Origin of the sequence: Paenibacillus sp. FSL H8-0104 (genome assembly GCF_038050215.1) — a bacterium.
Taxonomy (GTDB): domain Bacteria; phylum Bacillota; class Bacilli; order Paenibacillales; family Paenibacillaceae; genus Paenibacillus; species Paenibacillus amylolyticus.
In genome coordinates this window covers 2,118,372-2,136,231 of the sequence record NZ_JBBOTC010000001.1, presented here as the reverse complement: position 1 = coordinate 2,136,231, position 17,860 = coordinate 2,118,372, and the positions used below count along the sequence as shown (strand labels likewise).

The 17,860-nt window shown below is 45.4% G+C and carries 17 protein-coding genes; 5 read left to right on the top strand and 12 right to left on the bottom strand.

Features of this window, described 5'->3' with window-relative positions; all coding sequences use genetic code 11:
- Positions 1-8: 8 nt before the first annotated feature.
- From NST38_RS09730 to NST38_RS09715, 4 genes are all read right to left on the bottom strand, one after another.
- On the bottom strand, positions 9-1,760 hold the full coding sequence (locus NST38_RS09730) for a sensor histidine kinase (RefSeq protein ID WP_076252330.1): 1,752 nt from the start codon (positions 1,758-1,760) through the stop codon (positions 9-11).
- Between the two features lie 104 nt (positions 1,761-1,864).
- The gene (locus NST38_RS09725; RefSeq protein ID WP_051447142.1) at positions 1,865-2,734 is read right to left on the bottom strand and encodes a carbohydrate ABC transporter permease; all 870 of its coding nucleotides are present in this window, start codon (positions 2,732-2,734) and stop codon (positions 1,865-1,867) included.
- Positions 2,735-2,756: 22 nt separating this feature from the next.
- The gene (locus NST38_RS09720; RefSeq protein WP_017689516.1) at positions 2,757-3,647 is read right to left on the bottom strand and encodes a carbohydrate ABC transporter permease; all 891 of its coding nucleotides are present in this window, start codon (positions 3,645-3,647) and stop codon (positions 2,757-2,759) included.
- Between the two features lie 205 nt (positions 3,648-3,852).
- A complete protein-coding gene (locus NST38_RS09715) occupies positions 3,853-4,539 on the bottom strand; it encodes an HAD family hydrolase (protein ID WP_076252725.1) in 687 nt (228 codons plus the stop codon).
- A gap of 294 nt (positions 4,540-4,833) precedes the next feature.
- On the opposite strand from NST38_RS09715, the gene NST38_RS09710 reads away from it, so the two are divergent.
- Positions 4,834-6,552 carry a methyl-accepting chemotaxis protein gene (locus NST38_RS09710; RefSeq protein WP_076252332.1) on the top strand — a complete coding sequence of 573 codons (1,719 nt, stop codon included), beginning with the start codon at positions 4,834-4,836 and terminating at the stop codon, positions 6,550-6,552.
- 179 nt (positions 6,553-6,731) lie between these two features.
- Here the strand turns inward: NST38_RS09710 and NST38_RS09705 are convergent, their stop codons facing one another.
- Positions 6,732-7,703, bottom strand: a complete 972-nt coding sequence (locus NST38_RS09705; RefSeq protein ID WP_076252334.1) for a Gfo/Idh/MocA family protein — start codon at positions 7,701-7,703, stop codon at positions 6,732-6,734.
- A gap of 411 nt (positions 7,704-8,114) precedes the next feature.
- On the opposite strand from NST38_RS09705, the gene NST38_RS09700 reads away from it, so the two are divergent.
- The 4 genes from NST38_RS09700 (at position 8,115) to NST38_RS09685 (ending at position 11,712) form a co-directional block, all read left to right on the top strand.
- A complete protein-coding gene (locus tag NST38_RS09700) occupies positions 8,115-9,746 on the top strand; it encodes a thiamine pyrophosphate-binding protein (protein ID WP_076252336.1) in 1,632 nt (543 codons plus the stop codon).
- Positions 9,747-9,758: 12 nt separating this feature from the next.
- Positions 9,759-10,127 (top strand): carboxymuconolactone decarboxylase family protein, encoded by a 369-nt coding sequence (locus NST38_RS09695; protein WP_017689521.1) that lies wholly within the window; start codon positions 9,759-9,761, stop codon positions 10,125-10,127.
- 187 nt (positions 10,128-10,314) lie between these two features.
- Positions 10,315-10,665 (top strand): hypothetical protein, encoded by a 351-nt coding sequence (locus NST38_RS09690; protein WP_036609902.1) that lies wholly within the window; start codon positions 10,315-10,317, stop codon positions 10,663-10,665.
- A 48-nt stretch (positions 10,666-10,713) separates the two neighbouring features.
- Positions 10,714-11,712, top strand: coding sequence for a 3-oxoacyl-[acyl-carrier-protein] synthase III C-terminal domain-containing protein (locus NST38_RS09685; RefSeq protein WP_341343926.1), 999 nt, complete (start codon positions 10,714-10,716; stop codon positions 11,710-11,712).
- A gap of 265 nt (positions 11,713-11,977) precedes the next feature.
- On the opposite strand, the gene NST38_RS09680 is transcribed toward NST38_RS09685, so the two are convergent.
- The 7 genes from NST38_RS09680 to NST38_RS09650 all read right to left on the bottom strand — a co-directional run bounded on the left by NST38_RS09680 (position 11,978) and on the right by NST38_RS09650 (position 17,811).
- Entirely contained in the window at positions 11,978-12,286 is a 309-nt protein-coding gene (locus NST38_RS09680; RefSeq protein WP_076252340.1) for a hypothetical protein, read from the bottom strand.
- A 192-nt stretch (positions 12,287-12,478) separates the two neighbouring features.
- Entirely contained in the window at positions 12,479-13,048 is a 570-nt protein-coding gene (locus tag NST38_RS09675; RefSeq protein ID WP_076252342.1) for a manganese catalase family protein, read from the bottom strand.
- Between the two features lie 102 nt (positions 13,049-13,150).
- A complete protein-coding gene (locus tag NST38_RS09670) occupies positions 13,151-13,426 on the bottom strand; it encodes a spore coat protein CotJB (RefSeq protein WP_017689525.1) in 276 nt (91 codons plus the stop codon).
- Complete coding sequence (locus NST38_RS09665) at positions 13,416-13,655, bottom strand: spore coat associated protein CotJA (protein ID WP_076252345.1); 240 nt, start codon at positions 13,653-13,655, stop codon at positions 13,416-13,418. The genes NST38_RS09670 and NST38_RS09665 overlap by 11 nt, the downstream gene beginning before the upstream one ends.
- A gap of 278 nt (positions 13,656-13,933) precedes the next feature.
- Complete coding sequence (locus tag NST38_RS09660; protein ID WP_076252347.1) at positions 13,934-15,286, bottom strand: hemolysin family protein; 1,353 nt, start codon at positions 15,284-15,286, stop codon at positions 13,934-13,936.
- A gap of 46 nt (positions 15,287-15,332) precedes the next feature.
- A complete protein-coding gene (yfkAB, locus tag NST38_RS09655; RefSeq protein ID WP_101313331.1) occupies positions 15,333-16,469 on the bottom strand; it encodes a radical SAM/CxCxxxxC motif protein YfkAB in 1,137 nt (378 codons plus the stop codon).
- Between the two features lie 220 nt (positions 16,470-16,689).
- Entirely contained in the window at positions 16,690-17,811 is a 1,122-nt protein-coding gene (locus NST38_RS09650) for an HD-GYP domain-containing protein (RefSeq protein WP_036609917.1), read from the bottom strand.
- Between the last annotated feature and the right edge of the window lie 49 nt (positions 17,812-17,860).

The following is a 17,860-nucleotide window of genomic DNA, read 5'->3' as shown; positions in this document are numbered from 1 at the left end:
GCCCCTCCTCAGGTGATCGGAATCGTGATAACAACCGTTGTTCCCACATCTGTACTGCTATGAAATACAATTGAGGCCACATCCCCATAGTGCAGGCTTAATCTGCCATGGAGATTGGATAGGGCATAACCTTTGCGTCCCCCGTCAGGAACATCCTCAGCATAGATACTGGCTACATCCATCCCACATCCATTGTCAGCCACCTCCAGCCGTAGTGTGTCACCCTGACGATCAATGCGGATCAGGATAACGCCCAAATCTTCTTTGTCCTTGAATCCATGCAGGATGGAATTCTCCACCAAGGGCTGAAGCAATATTTTTAAAATATCAACAGCGTAACAAGAGGGGTCCCCCACCTCAATCCGATAAACGAACAGATCCTCGTAACATTTTTGCTGAAGCTGCATGTATTGTTCGACATGTTTGATCTCCTGATCCACACTGGTGATGTCTTTCCCATCATTCAGTCCCAGACGGAATAATAAGGATAAGGAGACGATCATCTCACTTACATCCTTCTTCTCTCCGCTCTCACTCTTCCAGAACATCGTATTAAGGGTATTGTAGAGGAAATGAGGATCAACCTGCGCCTGAAGCGCCTTGACTTCAAACCGCCGTTTGTCTTGCTCCGTTGTCCGTACTTCTTCAAACAGAATCTGAATCTGGTCCAACATCCGATTGAAACGATGCCCTACAGCGCTAACTTCATCGTCATACTTGCTGCGAAACCGCACATCCAGATCATTGGACTCCACCTCAACCATCAAGCGTCGCAGTTTGTTCAGTGGCTTCAACAGAGCGGAGGCCAGCAGCTTGGACAACCCGAGTGCGAGCAAAATGCAAAACAACATGATCAGGATGATCAGCCAGCGTATCTTTTGTAGGGGGGACAACAAGTCAGCCTTGGACTGTACACTTACCATGACCCAATCCTCGTTCATCGACAATGCCGAATAGTTAACAAGCATGTCCTCCCCCTGATCGTTCCTGTAGGTAAAATCCCCAGCATCGCCACGACTAAACTGTTGGGTAAAGTCAGGCTCCATAATGAAATCGTAATTTCGGGACCTGGGCCGAATGACTTCATTTCCGTTTTTGTGCAGCAAAAACAGTTGAATCTGGTTATTCATGAGATCCTGCGTCAGAATGTCTCGCATCGCCTCTTCCTTCATATTGACGACCATGTATACATTCGAATAGGTATGATTATCGATCACAATGGGTTTGAGCAACAGAGATAACACATTTCCTTGGGACTGGAATAACTGACTCTGATGTGAACCAAACCACATCGTATTCCAGCCTTGCAGCTTCACGTAGCGTCCGTATTCCTTGTTGAATGAGTTATTGTGATTCGGAAAATCTTTGGTCGAGAAAAAATCACCGATGGGTGTGGTCAGATATGCGGTATCAATCAGTGGCTCTACGAGCTTCAATTGAGCAAACGATGTTTGCAGCAGCGAGAGATTCTGATAATAATGAGATGTGTTATTTTTTCCCACGTCCTTCATGACCTGGGTGAACGTTTCATTGAGCATAAAAGAAAAAGAGGATACAACAATGTGCCTCAGATGTTCATCCATAACCTGCACCGATTTGTTCAGAATGCTTTGTTTCAGTTCAAGTGCATTCTGCTCAATGCTTCGTGCAGCAAAGAGATAAGAGCATATCCCGGTCACACTGATGCACAAGACAACGAGAAAAATGTACAGCAGCTGTATTCTTTTTTTCAGGGACATTTTATAAAAGTTGAATATCATCGGCGCTCGCTCCTTGAACACGGCTTGGCCCGTCCGCTGTGAATTAAAATGAGTATAGCACAGTGGAATAACCCGTAAAACCGTTTCCATGATTGTGCTCACGCCTATCCTTTCACAGCTCCCAAGGTCACCTGCATGAATGATTTGTTGGCAAAAATATAAACGATGAGCAGTGGCAAAATGGACAGACAGGCTCCGGCCATCATCAGTTGGACCTCAGCCGCAGCTCCGATGCCATATCGCAGATTAGCCAGCCCAACCGGCAAAGTCTGCAAGTCCGGATTGCTCATGGTGAACACAAAAGGAAGAATATATTCATTCCATGAACTCTGGAATACACCCAGACCTGCAACGGCGAGTCCAGGCCGCAGGAGCGGAAGAATAATTCGCCAGTAGGTGGTGAAGAAATTACAGCCATCAATCATCGCCGCTTCATCCAGTTCGCGCGGGATGCTCTTGAAGAAACCAATCAGAATAAAGTATGTGGCAGCGTGTGCGCTGATCAATATAATAATAACGCCCCACAACGTGGTATTCAGCCCCAGCTTGACCATGAGGTCAAATTGCGGACGCAGCACAACCGCGCCTATGGAAATAAACAGAGTAGATGCCATGAGCAAGGTGTACCCCTTTTTCCCTTTGAAATTCACTCGATCCACAGCGTAGGCTGACATCGAAGCTACCAGCAGTGTGCCAACTGTTGTACTGATGCTAACAAACACGCTGTTAATGGTAAAACCCGAAAAATTGGCGGTTTTCCAAGCCTGAGCATAGTTGGAGAACTGCCAAATCTTCGGCCAGATGGTAGCTCCTCCGGTCAATTCCTGGTTTGTTTTGAAGGAACCGAGCAATACAAGTATGATGGGGAACAACGACAGCAGAGCGATAGCGATCAAAAACAACCAAAGTACCGTTCGTTTGGTCCAGCGAATGAGTTGGGGAGACCCTGAGGGCGCAAGCACGTTTTGAGTCATCATCGTTTCCTCCTGATAGGGATTAATAGACATCATTGAGCTTTTTGGATATACGGAAGTAAATGAGCGTCACAGCCCCTACGATGAGAGCCGTTGTGAAACCGACTGCACTGCCATAACCGAGCTGCTGGAGTGATTGTGTGTCAGCCGACACGGGAAACAACAGTTTGAACAAATACAGATACATCACCTCTGTTTTGCCATACGGCCCCCCTTCGGTCAGCACCATAATACTCTCGTAACCTTTCAGCGCCGTGGTAATCGCCAGCATGATAATCATCTGCAGAACAGGACCAAGCAAAGGAATCGTCACATTACGCAGCTTCTGAAACTCACTGGCTCCATCCAGTGATGCCGCCTCGTAGAGCTCTTCGGGAATGCTCTGGAGACCGGCAATGAACAACAACATATAGTTCCCCACAGCACCCCAGATGGCAATGATAATGGTCGTCAGCATAGCATGCTCAGCTCCCAGCCAGCCGATCGGTTCGGAGATCACATGATACTTAAGCAGTAATTGGTTCAATATTCCGTTATAGGAGTTGAAAATAATAAAAAATACAATCGCCATGACCGAAGCGCTAAAAATAGTGGGAAGATAATAGATCGCCCTAAAGAGGGATCGCCCTCTCCATTTGCGATTCAGAATAATCGCCAAAGTTAACGACAGTGGAATCGTAACGACGAGTTTGCCCAGGGCATACACACCCGTGTTGCCTACTGAATCCCAGAATTGGCCGTCACGCAAAATTCGTCCAAAATTATCAAGTCCGATGAAGACAGGCGTCCCGATGCCTTGATAATCATAGAACATGTAACGCAGCGCCCATAACAGCGGATAGATCCCGAATACAACAGTTAAAAAAAGACTTGGAAAGATGAACATATAGGCATGTATTTTGGATGGTTTCACCAGAATCGGACCCCCTATAGCTTTTGAATGAAGTATAGAGGGAATATGGAGGAAAGCGGGATAGGGAAATCAACTTTCTACAGGGGAGAATGTGACTGCATGATCATACAAAAAAACCTGTATTCAACGAATTTCCGTTGAGTCTACAGGTTCATATCATGTGGTTCGTAATCTTAAATCTCAGGATACGTATACGGCGTAGAGGCTACTCTGCTTCATCATACAGACGCAGCAGTTCTGTAAAATCAGAGATGAGCACATCTGAGCCTGCAAGCTCCTCATCACGACCAAACCCGGCATAGGCACAGCCGATGACCGCCTGACCGTTCATTTTACCCGCTTCCACATCAGAAGAGCGATCCCCTACCATCCATGCGTCCTGAATACGATGTTTCTCAAGCAGGATCTGCACCAGATTAATCTTGGAAGGAGTCTTGTACTGGCCTGCACTGTATACCCCTTCAAAGAAAGGCATAATCTCGTGTGCAAACGCCACACCCTTCACATAGTCCTCCAGCCCGTTACTTGCGACAAAAAGACGCACTCCTTGTTGTTTTAATGATTGCAGTGTTTCTTTCACCCCAGGATACAATTGAGAACTTCCTTGATCAAGCCCCTCAATCTCCAGTTGAAGCAACAGTTCGTCTGCACGGCGATGTGCCGCTTCCGACGCCTCAGGCATAACCACTTTCCATATATCTTCGAGCAACATGCCCAAACTTCCCAGCATCCGTTCCTCGGGTGGAGTTTCTCCTTCAAAGTGCCCTTCGGCACGCAATGTATCAAATAGTTGCTGGTAAGCTGGCAACAACAGGGTCTCTGTCTGGAACAGCGTACCATCCATGTCAAAAATCATCGCTTCCGGTTTGAGCAATACCTTCTCTTTATTCATGTCCAATGTTCCTTTCGGATTGGGATATTGTATATGTAATTGGAATCGTTCCCTTCCCATGATAAACATAACGTTTGAACGTGTAAACCAACGATTGTAAAACATCATCAACCCCAACCTTATACAGCATTAACCAAACGTTATATTATAGTTAAACAAACTATATACAAAAGAAGTTTCTTTACGTATAATACTAAAAAATAGTTCTTTAGACACCTAATCTAAAGACCTACAATTATCACATTTCCGGTTTTTTCGACAACTACATATACCCCATAGAGAGGAATAACAAACATGAAAAAGCGAAAGACCTTTAAGATTTTCTATAAGATTGGATTAGGATATTTACTCGTACTGGCTGTACTGGCTGGTTGCATCCTGCTGATTCAGAACAGCACAAGTCAGCTCCAACGGGAACTGGATTTTCTGGTCGATCACGATATGAGGGTACACGCCCTCACCTATGAACTCGAAAGAAACATGGTAGATATGGAAACAGGTCAACGCGGATACATCATCACGGGTCAGGACAACTATCTCGATCCCTACACCCAAGGAAAAGAGCAACTTATTACACTCAGAGATGAACTTGCTGCTTTAATTTCGGATAATCCGGCTCAACTTGCACTTTTGGAAGACATACATACTAATATGGAGAACTGGGTCCAGGTCGCTGGTGAACCTATGGTCGCCCTTCGCCAAGCCAATAATACACAGGCCATTCGAGATTTTTTCGCAGATGATCCAGGTAAAAGAGACATGGACCAGATTCGGACTGCTCTCGATACGTTTCGAACCAACGAGCATACGTTAACCGATAACCGTACAGAAGCACTGAAGCAAAAAAACACAATACTGAACTTGGAACTGTATGGGGCACTTATCGTTGTGGCCATTATCTCGTTCATCACTGCTTTGGTCCTGTCACGTGCCATTGTTAAAAACATTCGTACCGTAAAGCAGGCATTAAATGACATCGGTTCTTCCAATGGCGACCTGACACTGAGAATCGCTACGCCAATGAAAGACGAAACTCGTGAACTCGCGGAGGCGGCCAATACAATGCTCACTGGTTTGCAGCAAATGATGCTGGACGTTCAGAGCAATGCCATGATTCTGAGCACAGCTTCGGATCGATTGGATAAAGGTGTGGCCGATAGCCATCTTGCAGGAAAAGAAGTTGCCACTGCCATGGAACGTGTCGCTGAAGGCGCTGATGAACAGGTTGCTCTTACGCAAACCATGGTAGCTGCGATGCAGCAATCCCTCAACGGGCTTAATCGTGTCGCCTCCTCGGCAAGTGATGTGGCAGGCCGTGCAGTTCGTACCGAATCCATTGCTGTGGATGGGCAACAGCGCATTGATAATGCTGTAGGTAAAATGAGTTCCATTGAGCAATCCTTCCTCTCTGTACAGGAAGCCATTAATGAAATTTCGAAGATGTCTGATCAAGTGATCAACATTGCAGATTCAATGTCGGGTATTGCGAGACAAACCAATCTGCTTGCACTTAACGCCGGAATCGAAGCTGCCCGCGCTGGGGATAATGGACGCGGCTTCGCTGTCGTTGCCGCGGAAATCCGTAATCTTGCAGACCAAAGTGCAACATCAGCCAAAGAGATTACAAGTATATTGGAAACCGTGGTAGCAGGTGTTCAAAGTACGGTGCAAGTGGTTGATGAGAGCACTCTACATGTGAATGAAGGATTGCGGACCATTGAGGATGCAGGTAATGCTTTTTCAACCATTACTCAGCATATTCATAACCTCAGTGGTGAAGTTCTAGAGGTATCTGCTGTTGTCGAGGAGTTAACTTCCGGTAGTGAGGCTGTGATGAAGTCCATTAATGAAGTATCGGCTGTTGTGGAAGACACTGCATCAGCCACGGAAGAAGTATCTGCGATGACGGAGGAACAACTTGCTTCTCTGCAGGAAATGTCTGACACGTCCAAGCAGTTGAATGAAATGTCCGATGCACTTGATCAGCTGGTTAAGCAATTCAAGCTGGCTTGAACTGAATCAACATACTGATCGAGTATCTAAATAGCTGTATCATGAGCATATATCAAAGGAAAAAAGCATCGCAGACAGACTCACCCGAGCCTCTGCGATGCTTCTTTGTGTTAAGGAGAGCTGAATCAGGAAAAGGTACACCGTGCACCTCATATGAAAAAACCTAAGCACTCCTTTTCTTATCTCGATTGTTCTGTGTTCCGTAGCGCTTCCAGTACCAATTGTGCCTGATACCCATCGTTAAAATCATATATCTTAGCTGGTTTGCCTTGTATACGGGCAATGACATGTTTAAGAACCGGCAATTCACTGGCGGATTCAAGCACTTCCACTGGAGAAAGTGGCTGTCCCACCAGGCCCGTCTTCAATTCTTCCCAATTTTCCAAGGCAATCGTGCCCTTCGCACCGTACACCACCATGGATACACGTTCTTCCCCGGCAAATTGAGAGATGCCGTTCAGCTGAATTCGGGTTCCGTCTTCCAGTTCCATTGCAGCCTGTACTTCTAGTTCACAGTCACCATTCTCAGGATATTGAACCTGAGTGCTAACAACCCGGATGGCACCAAACACCTTTTGAATCATATGAATCCAGTGAATCCCCACTTCAAGAATAAATCCACCCTGTTCCCGGCTCGTAATCCATGCATTCTGTTGCCATGATCGTGGCCACTGCGGAAATTGCAAAATGAGATCTATTTTGCGAATGGCCCCCACTGTACCCTGCTCAATCATCTCTTGCAACTTCAGCACGGAAGGTTCATGCGGCATAGAGAAGTGGATGGCATGAACTACGCCCGCCTGCTCTGCTGCATCCAGCATCTTTTTGGCTTCTTCTACACTATTGGCAAGTGGTTTCTCGCAGAATACATGAATTTTGCGCTCCAGTGCTTCCATGACAACAGGGTAATGAAATTTAGGTGGAACTGCAATATACAGCAGATCAATCTGATGTTCATTCATCAATTGCTTGTAATCCGTATACGTCCTAACTCCCCGATGAGAAGCTGCAAAAGACGCCAAACCGTCCTCATTCGCATCACACACCGCTACAATCTCAATCTTTGTACCCATCTTGGTATTCTCGATTAGATGAACCATATGTAATCCCATTTTACCCAGCCCAATCAGAGCCATCTTGATGACTGTCATTCCATCCCCTCCCAATTCCTTTCCAGTATAGCAGAAAGCAAAGAATTGCGAATGCGATGCGTTGTTACGAAAAAAAATAAACCTCTAGCTTTCAAGTTGCTATTAGAGGCTGAAATTCTTCATTTACAGTCATCATTTTACATTATTTGTAATTCTGTTGCGATTGGGTAATTCGTTGCAGGGATATATAACCAATTGTTTTCACTTTAACCAGCAACACTTAAAGCGTTACCAACTTAAGAATCAGGAATTTAGACTCACAAAAACAGGTTGACAAAAAACCACAAAAAAAGATACTCTTCCTAATAACAATGAATATTTCCTCTTACAACCTTAGACTGTAACTTGCATTCAATAAATGGAATATGCGTATGGTTCTAATAACCTATTTCATGAAGCGAGGTGTCCCGCATGAGAACAGTTGCGGACTATTTGGCAGAAACTCTGCGTAATCTAGGCGTTACTCATGTCTTTGGTATTATTGGTAAATCCATCTGTCCTGCTGTACTGAAAATGGTGGATTACGGATTAGAGTTCATTCCAGGCCGTCATGAATCCAGCTCAGGTTTTGCCGCATCCGGTTATGCATTACAGACAGGTAAACTCGGCGTTGCCTTTGCCACATCCGGTCCAGGCGGAACCAACCTGCTTACTGCAGCAGCCCATGCAAAAGCCAACAATCTGCCTGTACTGTTTATTACGGGTCATCAATCCATTCAGGAACTGGGGCTCCCCCAGTGTCAGGATTCTTCTTCCTATCTGGCTGATCTGGCCGAAATGTTCAGGCCTGCTACGCTATTCAGCAAACTGGTTGAGCGTGGAGATCACTTCGGCACACTGCTGAATCATGCCCTTTCCATTGCACTCGGCCCTAATAAAGGCCCTGTTCACCTCTGTATTCCTTTTGACGTACAGACTGAATTGTTATCCCAATGCCGGATTGTTATTCCCGAACCGGAACCTCTGCTTAGCGTATCTAATCTGAATCGCATTTTTCCTCTCATTCAACAATCCAACCGCCCTTTAATTATTGCTGGTAAAGGCGTAAGTCGCGCCAGAGCCCATGATGAATTGCTTCAATTGGCCGAATCGTTCAACATTCCCGTCATTACTACTCCTGGTGGAAAAGGAGCGATTGCGTGGGACCATCCCCTGTACCATGGACCTTGTGGTGTTGGAGGTTTCCCGCATGCAGACGACATGTTGAACCAAAGTGACCTTTATATCGTACTCGGTTCACGTCTAAGTGACATGACCCTCTGCAATCTGAAGCCTGAACATCACCCGGCACACCTCATTCAATTTGACGCTGATCCTACATTTGTAGGCAAGATTCTGAGCGCTCAAACCTTACATATCACCGGTGATTTGAAGGACAACCTGCAATATTTGTTGGGCATATTAGAAGACCTCCCTACTCCTGTGAGAACCACGGCACCCATGGATTACACTGTCCCTTTACCAGATCTCCCCCAACTGTCTCTAGCTTCTGTACTAGATGGAATGAGTGATCTGCTTCCGTATGATCATAAGCTGTTTGTTGATGATGGCAGCCATGGATTTCATGCGGTCCAGCGATATAAAGTCAAGAAACCAGGCAGCTTTGTGTTTGACGCGTACTTTGCCTGCATGGGGAACGCCATTGGTATGGCGATAGGTGCAAAGGCCGCTTCTCCTGAAGAGACCGTTGTATGTATCACCGGGGATGGATGTTTCATGATGCTGGGGACGGAGATCAATACCGCAGTATGCAACAATCTGAACGTCATCTTCATTGTCGTTAACAACAAACAACTGGACATGGCACTCAAAGGAATGGAAAAAACAACAGGCAGAATTGATGGCACGTTATATGAAGTTCCTATGGATGCTGCCAAATTTGCCGAATCTCTCGGTGCGGTTGCGTTTCGAGCAGAGACTCTTGCTGAATTCTCATCTGCGTTGAACACAGCCCAGACGTTGAATCAGGTAACTGTTATTGAGCTTCTGACCGATCGAGATGAAATTCCACCCACAGCTCACCGCACCGTAAATTTGAATTAGGAGGAGCATATCATGAGTGAACATGTAGCTCAGGGACTAGACCGTTTCGCGAAACTATCTGGTGAGTACGGCGCAAGAGCTCTCGCACCCATCAAAGAACATTTTCCCGAATTGTCGGAATTTATTATGGGGACGGCGTACGGGGATATCTTTCAGCGCACCACGATTACGGATCAATGGAAGGAAGTTGCTATCATCTCTTCGTTGATCACCCAAGGACAGTATGAACAATTGGGCGTACATTACACGATGGCTCTGAGTGTCGGGGTAACTGTAGATCAGCTCAAGGGAATATTGCTACATCTGGCGCCATGTGTGGGTGCTCCACGCATTATAAGTGCATTTAATATTTTGCTTGCCACCTTGGACGAAATACAGTAATTCACTTTTCTACATTTTTATACATGATTCGACTTTTTTATTGATCTTTTTACATTCCTACCTTTATAATATGGTTAAATTATCCTTCGAACCAGCTCTCATCTTAGAAGCTTTCAGCAGAGGCCCTATGGGGCTGTGTATCCACTAACAGGATAGCCTTAACTCATTTAAAGGAGAGAGATCAAACATGGGAAATTTCATTCTGAAGACTGACGTTCCAAACAAGGTGTTAAACATTGAACTGGAGGGTTCTTTCTCTCAAGAAGACGGTTTGCGTTCCATCTCGGCCTATCAGGATACGATCGCTTCTATTAACACCAAGGAGTATGACCTGAACATCGATTGCAAAAAGTTGAATGTTACTGCTCCGGAGATTGTTCCTCTTCTGGAAGGCTGCCTTCAATTGTTCAAAAAAGATGAATATAAAAAAGTCGTGTTGACCCTCGAGAACAACGCGATTCTAAAAATGCAATTGTCCCGGCTCGGCCGATCAGTCGGTCTGGACAATCTCGAAATCATATCTACCGTTACCACTTAATAAACCAGGCGGACAAGCTGTGAATTCACCCTTCCGCTCAAGAGGAGAATGAAGATGGCCGGAATTCGTATTGTAGATATCGATATCTATCATCCAGCAACCAAGGTGCACAATGATTTTTATATTGAACATTTTGATGCAAGAGGTGTAGATATTCGTGGATTGTTACAGGCACTGGGTCGTGATACACGTTATAAAATTGACAACGATGACGAAAATTCACTAAGCATGGCCTATGAGGCAGCCAGTAACCTACTGGAGAAAACCGGACTCACCGGTGCAGATATTGATCTGATTGCTTATGCAAGCCAAACGCCAGAATACATCTTTCCTACGAATTCCCTGATGATCCATCGCCTGATTAACGGAGCTTCTCACACGATCTGTATTGACAGCAACGCCAACTGCGCGGGTATGACTGCTGCTTTCGAACAAGTTAGCCGGCAGATGCTGGGCAATCCTCGAATTCGCCGCGCATTAATCATCGGCTCTGATTACGTGGCTCCTCACGCCAGTCCCGATGATCCCGTATACTTCGCCAATTTCGGTGATGCAGCAGCGGCGGTTATTGTAGAGCGGGATGAACATGCTGTCGGTTTCATTGATTCAATCTATCAGACGGATACCTGCGTGTATGGTAATTCTCTTTTTCCTGCACAAGGCTTGGCAAAGCTGGGCAAAACGGGTGTAGATGCGGGTGCCTTTCATGTGAAATTCATCCCATTTGATGATTCCATCTGTGTGGATGCTGCTTCAGAGTCCATTCGTACCTTGCTGATACGTAACGAGATTGGACCAGACGAGATCAGAGCCGCCTGCTTCTCCCAGCTATCCATTAGTAACATTCGGGCTGTATCCGCGAACGTCGGCATTGGTGATGATATTGCCGTCTATATCGGAGATGAGTTCGGGTATACCTCAACCAGCAGTCCGTTCATCGCATTACATCGAGCGGTTACAACCGGTCAGATTCAGCGTGGTGACAAAGTTCTGTTCTGGACCGTTGGAGCCGGGTGGCAAAATGTTGCCATGGTAGTTGAATATTAGGTAAACACTTCAAATTCAATAAAACCATCTCCAGTAGTATACTGGGGATGGTTTTATTTTCTCCTTTTTCTCCCCCTATCATTGAAGATTAAACATCCACGATTGTGAAAATAGACACTTACATATTATTACACAAAAAATATTATTTAAAAGTAAAAAGTAGCAGTCCAAAATTATTTAATCTTGGAACTGCTACTTTCAAATTTATAATAAATGCGTTGTTATAAGAATCTAAATACTAGAAGGTTTAATCTACCATTTCTGATTATCTGTAAACGGTCCCTTCGTATCTTGCAGCAACTGTTCCATTCACAGTATTATAACTAACCAACACCAAGGTTCCAACATAACCGTCACTCGTCTGATAATTCGTAAGATATTGCGGTACTCCAGAACCTACAGCGTAATAATTCACTACAGATACAAATCTGCTTTCAAGCTTAGCAGCTACTACGTTTGATACACTTGCACTAGTATTCGGTTGAATATTTGCCGCAGACACGCCTGCACTTGAAATGGAAGTGGTCAGAATAAAGGAACATGCAGTCAACATAAGAACTTTACTAAGTCTCAAAATGATCATCTCCTAAATAGAATTTTTAACTACTATTTCATTGTATAGTATTCTAGTGTATTTTACAACAATATTTGTAAATTATATAATTATATGTAATTTTATTTTAAAATTAATCCTTTCATAATATGATCCTTTCATACAAAAAGGCAGCCCTTATGGACTGCCAGACTTCTGCCTTATACCAAACGTTCAAAATATCTTCTTCGTATCCCGATCGTCTTTCAGAATCTCCACGGCCTCCCGGAAACGTAAGGAATGCACAATCTCCCGTTCCCGCAGAAACTTCAGACTATCCTGCAGATCCACGTCATCGGTCAGGTCAATCAACCATTGATATGTAGCCCTGGCTTTCTCTTCTGCTGCAATGTCCTCGTACAAATCTGCGATCGGGTCACCCTTTGAAGCGATATAAGCTGCTGTAAATGGTACTCCTGATGAATTCGTATAAAACAAGGCAGAGTCACGCTGCGCATAGTTCGGCCCAAGTCCCGCTTCTTGCAACTGTTCTACCGAAGCGTCCTTTGTCAGCTTATAGATCATGGTGGCAATCATTTCGAGATGAGCGAATTCCTCAGTTCCTATATCTGTCAATAGCCCGATAATTTTGTCCGGAATCGTATATCGCTGGTTCAAATACCGCAGTGCCGCCGCGAGTTCCCCATCCGCTCCCCCGTATTGCTCCGCCAGCAATTTCGCCATATGAGGATCACATTTACTAACCCTTACGGGGTATTGCAGTTTTTTCTCATACACCCACATGCCAGACGCCTCCCTCTATGTTATCAAAAAATGCCCCTTCTTCAGCCCCCGAGCTTCCCGAACTTTATAGTCTTGCAAGGAAACCCGAGGCTGCTGCTGTTGTCACACTTGCCATGGCCAAGGTGTCTGAGACCATTCCCAAGGATACTTGGAGAAAGCATGACCAAAGTTCATCAACGGTCCATACAACTGCTGAAATTCATGGGCTACCCGCATTCGCTCCTGACTGAACTTGTTGTACTGCTCAATGCTTTGGAAGTCTCCCGGATGGGTGTCCAGGTACAGATTCAGTTCCACTAACACGAAATCCAGCGCCTGAAGTTCTTCAAGCAATTCGTAGTATTTAGGGTCACAGGGTTTCGGTACTTCAGGTTCCATCCACTTCCACCTTCCTTCCCTTTGATCTCGCTGGTGTATAAGGGCTGTATAATGCAGGCCACAACGTTCCCACTCTTAATGCTTCTGCCGGACTGTACTGTGGCCAGCCCATAGGCTGAAATGGAATAAATAATTGCGGAGGAACCAGATACGTTCGAATCTCTACAGGCGGACAAGGATCAAACGGCCCCACAAAAGGGGCGTAAGCACGAAGTTGCGGATCTTTCACAAAACAACGCCTCCTTATTACATCGTTGGTGCATATTGAATAACACTGAGTTCTTTCCCGCTTCCCGTCTCTATATCCATATGACGCTGTCCCCGAAGTTAATCCGAAATTCGTTTGAACTATGTGCATAATTTCTCCAAATTCTTCTTTAAAATAAAAAAAGACCTTCGGTTCGTTCCCCTTTCAGGTAACGTCCAAAGGTCTTACATCCTGGCAGATCTTCGTAATCTGCATCATTTCATACTTTTGCTCGTCTTATCTTACTCCTGCAACGAGTTCTATTCTGCTGGTTTTTCTTCCGAATTCATGTCTTGAGGGACAGATTGCTTGTACACTCGAACACGGGTAATTCGCAAACGAGTCGATTCTTCCACTTCAAAAACGTACCCATTCAGCTCCTGCGTTTTCCCCTTGGATGGATTGCCCCCAAGCTCTTTAAACAACCATCCGCCGATGGTATCCACTTCTTCATCCTCAATGATGGCTCCGGTCCACTTATGAACTTCTTCTATAAGCGAACGACCATCAATGGAAAATGAATCTCCACTCCGTTCCATATGCGGACGCTCATCCTCAAACTCGTCATACAAGTCTCCAACGATCTCTTCCAGAATTTCTTCCGCAGTCAGTAGTCCCGCTGTGCCACCATATTCATCCACAACCAGCGTCATCTGTGAATGTTTCTTCTGCATGAGACGCAGCACATGGCTGATTTCCATCGATTCAGGAACGTTTAAGATTGGACGAACAAGTGAAGCCAGATCATGTTGTTGCTCCGGTTTAGCCAGCAACAGATCGGTGATGTGTATAAATCCAATGATCTCATCCTTGTCTTCTACTGCTACGGGATACCGGGAATGTTTGGTTGCGTTAATGATCTCCAAGTTCTCTTCCAAAGACATATGCGTGTACAAACAATCTATGTCTGTACGTGGCAGCATCACTTCACGTGCCAGCATATCGGAGAAATCAAAGATGTTGTCCATCAGTTTGATCTCATCTTTATCGATGACACCACTTTTGGCACTCTGCTTCATCAGAATACGAAGTTCATCTTCCGAGTGAGCTTCGCCTTCACTGGCAGGTTCGATACCCGCTAGACGCAGCAATGCATTGGCCGATACATTCAGTACCCAGATGAACGGGAAGAAGATTTTGTAGAACAACAGCAAGGGCGCAGATAAAAACAATGCCACTCCGTCTGTTTTTTGAATTGCCAACGATTTAGGTGCAAGCTCACCCAGCACAATATGCAGAAACGTAATGATACAAAAACCGATAATGACCGACACGGTCGAAATAAGCCCTGTATCTCCTACACCAAGTTTAAACATGAGTGGCTCAACGAGCAATTCGGAGATGGCCGGTTCTCCCAGCCACCCGAGTCCAAGCGATGTCAGCGTAATCCCGAACTGAGTTGCCGATAGATAGGAATCCAGTTTACTATTCACCTTCAGTGCATAACCAGCCATACGATTTCCTTCACTCTGCAATTGAGTTAAGCGTGTCTGCCTTACTTTCACAAGGGAAAATTCCGCTGCGACAAATACGCCATTCAAAAATACGAGCAAAAAGACACAGACCAGATTAAATACCAGCTGCCCAAGATGAAATTCGGTATGAATATCCAAGTTGAAACTCCCCTTTTCTATCTATTTCAGGAATACACCTGGAATATCAACGTGTGATTGCCTTTCTCGATTTGAAATCCACACCTTTGTAATACATATCTGCCACTAGCAGGTTTGGTCCGCAACAGGATGCAATATCGCAATGGCAATTGACCGTTTGATTCAACGGATGTTCAGCTGACCATTCATGGAACACATCATCCAGTTTACGATCACGAATATTACCAAATTCCGGGATATCGGCAAAATCGGTCACATACACATTACCCGTGAACATGTTGACGTTAACGCGGTTGCGTCCGTCCGGATCATTACGTACCGTCACATTTGGTTCGCTGTATAAACGGTTGATCAGTTCCCGATCCTGCTCTGCTGCACTGCACGCGAAGAATGGCAGAGTACCAAAGAGCATCCACATATCTTTGTCACGTGCATCAAGCAAACGATGAATCGCTGCTCTCATATGGTCCAGTGATAACACGGGCAACGACGAAGCAAAGTTCGAATTATACATTGGATGCACTTCGTGACGAACACAGCCCATCTCACGAATCAATTGATGAATACCATCCAGCTTGTCGTGTGTACGGAAGTTAATCATGGACTCGGCAGAGATAAACATGCCTGCTTCACTTAATTTGCGGGAATTTTCAATCATTTTCTCATACATCTTCACCGCGACTTCACGTTTCACAGGTCTGCCACTATTCGCAAATCCAACTTGATGGAAATCGTCAGCATTCAGGTAGTTGAATGAGATATGCATAACGTCCAGATACGGCAAAAGTTGCTCATATCGGCTGATATCCAGCGTTAAGTTGGAATTGATTTGGGAACGGATTCCACGTTCCTTGGCATATTTGAGCAGCGGGATGATCATCTCATCCACTGTTTTCTGGCTAAAGCTTGGCTCGCCACCCGTCAGACTAATCGTCTGCAGATGCTCCACTTCATCCAATCGTTTCAGCATCAGCGGTAATGGAAGAGCCGGCGCTTCACGCATCGTAAGCATATCTCCTACGGCACAGTGCTCACACCGCATGTTACACAGATGTGTCACAGTCATTTCTACACTGGTCAACACATGGCGTCCATATGTACGCAGAGAGCCAATCGGATCCCACGGATCATTCGTTGGAGATAAAGGCATCGGTTGTACCGATCCTGAGTTTAGCATGGTCATTGTTCTTCACCTTATTCCTTTTATTAACCTAAAAAGTTTTATTTACATCATACCTTGTGTTTCTCTTTTTGGAGTTATCTTTTATCATAGCACAATTTTGAATGCTCCGGCATACGTAGACCCTGTCCATTACATGACAAAAAACACTCAGGTAACTCCGGGCCGAATCACGAAACGGCCCCGATATTACGACATGAGCGCTAATCATTTCTAAGCTTGTTCAGCTTTCCAACCGTTCACTTTGGGCAGATGAAGGTGTATCCTCCAGACCCTCTACACCTGTGATCATCACAGACAGTGCTGTGGACAGGTTAATTTCGTAGGGCGAAGATAAGGTCTGGCCGTCGGCATCCTTGAGCACCCGGATAAGTGGACGTTGAGGAACACGTGGATGAATCGCTGCGACCACCCCAACCTCTCCCGTACTGAGCGTGACCGATAGGCCCACGGGGTAGATCGCTACACAATCCCTGAATCTCTCCAGCATTCGTTGTTCATAAAGCGTTCCTGAGCCCGTATACAGCACCTCTACGGCCTGATGTGGCAGCAAGGCTTGCTTGTAGACTCGATTCGTTGTCATGGCATCATACGAATCAGCAAGCGCAATCCACTTGGCATACTCATGAATCTCTTTATCCTTCAGCCCAAAGGGATATCCGCTGCCATCAATTCGCTCATGGTGCTGCAATGCACAATGTGCAGATAGAAGCGGTATACCTGGTTCGTCTTTGAGAATACGATGTCCATATGTAGTGTGCTGCTGAATGATTTTAAATTCCTCGTCACTTAATCTGGAAGGCTTATGCAGAATTTCTGGTGCAATCTGAGTCTTGCCAATATCATGCAATAAGGCACCCAGGCCAATCTCCATTAATTGCTGGCGTGTGTAACCCGAAGCGACACCAAGAACCAGTGTATACACACATACATTCAGCGAATGATTATACAGGTCAAAATCACTGGAGTTCATGTCCATCAGCATAATCATGGCTTCCTTCTGACTGCCGATGTCTTCCAGAATCGCATTCATCACACCACTAAGCGCTTTACCGAAATGAGGAATCCGATTTTTTGTTTTCAGTCCTGACATGCTCTGAAATTGCTGTTTAATCTCGACCAGTGCTTTCCTTCGGGTCTCTTCCTGCAACATTTCAGGAACAATGATGTCCTCTGTCGCAGCATCTTTAATATACACATAACCGACTCCGAGATCCTTAAGGCGTCCAATCAATCGACTGGTTAGCTCTACATCCTCACTAAGTAATACAAGGCCTTCTTCACTATAAATACGTTTCCCCAGCTTCATGCCAGGCTGCAATAAGTTTATATGTACTAAACGCACAGCCTATCCTCTCCCGCTCCGTAGATGTAATTACCACTAGCCGCCGCTT

Bases quoted from the DNA above. Each gene is read 5' to 3' on its own strand.
- NST38_RS09700 (WP_076252336.1), top strand. From the start codon at position 8,115: ATGAGAACAGTTGCGGACTATTTGGCAGAAACTCTGCGTAATCTAGGC.
- NST38_RS09670 (WP_017689525.1), bottom strand. From the start codon at position 13,426: ATGGAACCTGAAGTACCGAAACCCTGTGACCCTAAATACTACGAATTG.
- NST38_RS09685 (WP_341343926.1), top strand. From the start codon at position 10,714: ATGAAGATGGCCGGAATTCGTATTGTAGATATCGATATCTATCATCCA.
- NST38_RS09690 (WP_036609902.1), top strand. From the start codon at position 10,315: ATGGGAAATTTCATTCTGAAGACTGACGTTCCAAACAAGGTGTTAAAC.
- NST38_RS09695 (WP_017689521.1), top strand. From the start codon at position 9,759: ATGAGTGAACATGTAGCTCAGGGACTAGACCGTTTCGCGAAACTATCT.
- NST38_RS09725 (WP_051447142.1), bottom strand. From the start codon at position 2,734: ATGACTCAAAACGTGCTTGCGCCCTCAGGGTCTCCCCAACTCATTCGC.
- NST38_RS09705 (WP_076252334.1), bottom strand. From the start codon at position 7,703: ATGACAGTCATCAAGATGGCTCTGATTGGGCTGGGTAAAATGGGATTA.
- NST38_RS09730 (WP_076252330.1), bottom strand. From the start codon at position 1,760: ATGATATTCAACTTTTATAAAATGTCCCTGAAAAAAAGAATACAGCTG.
- yfkAB (WP_101313331.1), bottom strand. From the start codon at position 16,469: ATGACCATGCTAAACTCAGGATCGGTACAACCGATGCCTTTATCTCCA.
- NST38_RS09715 (WP_076252725.1), bottom strand. From the start codon at position 4,539: ATGAATAAAGAGAAGGTATTGCTCAAACCGGAAGCGATGATTTTTGAC.
- NST38_RS09675 (WP_076252342.1), bottom strand. From the start codon at position 13,048: ATGTGGGTGTATGAGAAAAAACTGCAATACCCCGTAAGGGTTAGTAAA.
- NST38_RS09710 (WP_076252332.1), top strand. From the start codon at position 4,834: ATGAAAAAGCGAAAGACCTTTAAGATTTTCTATAAGATTGGATTAGGA.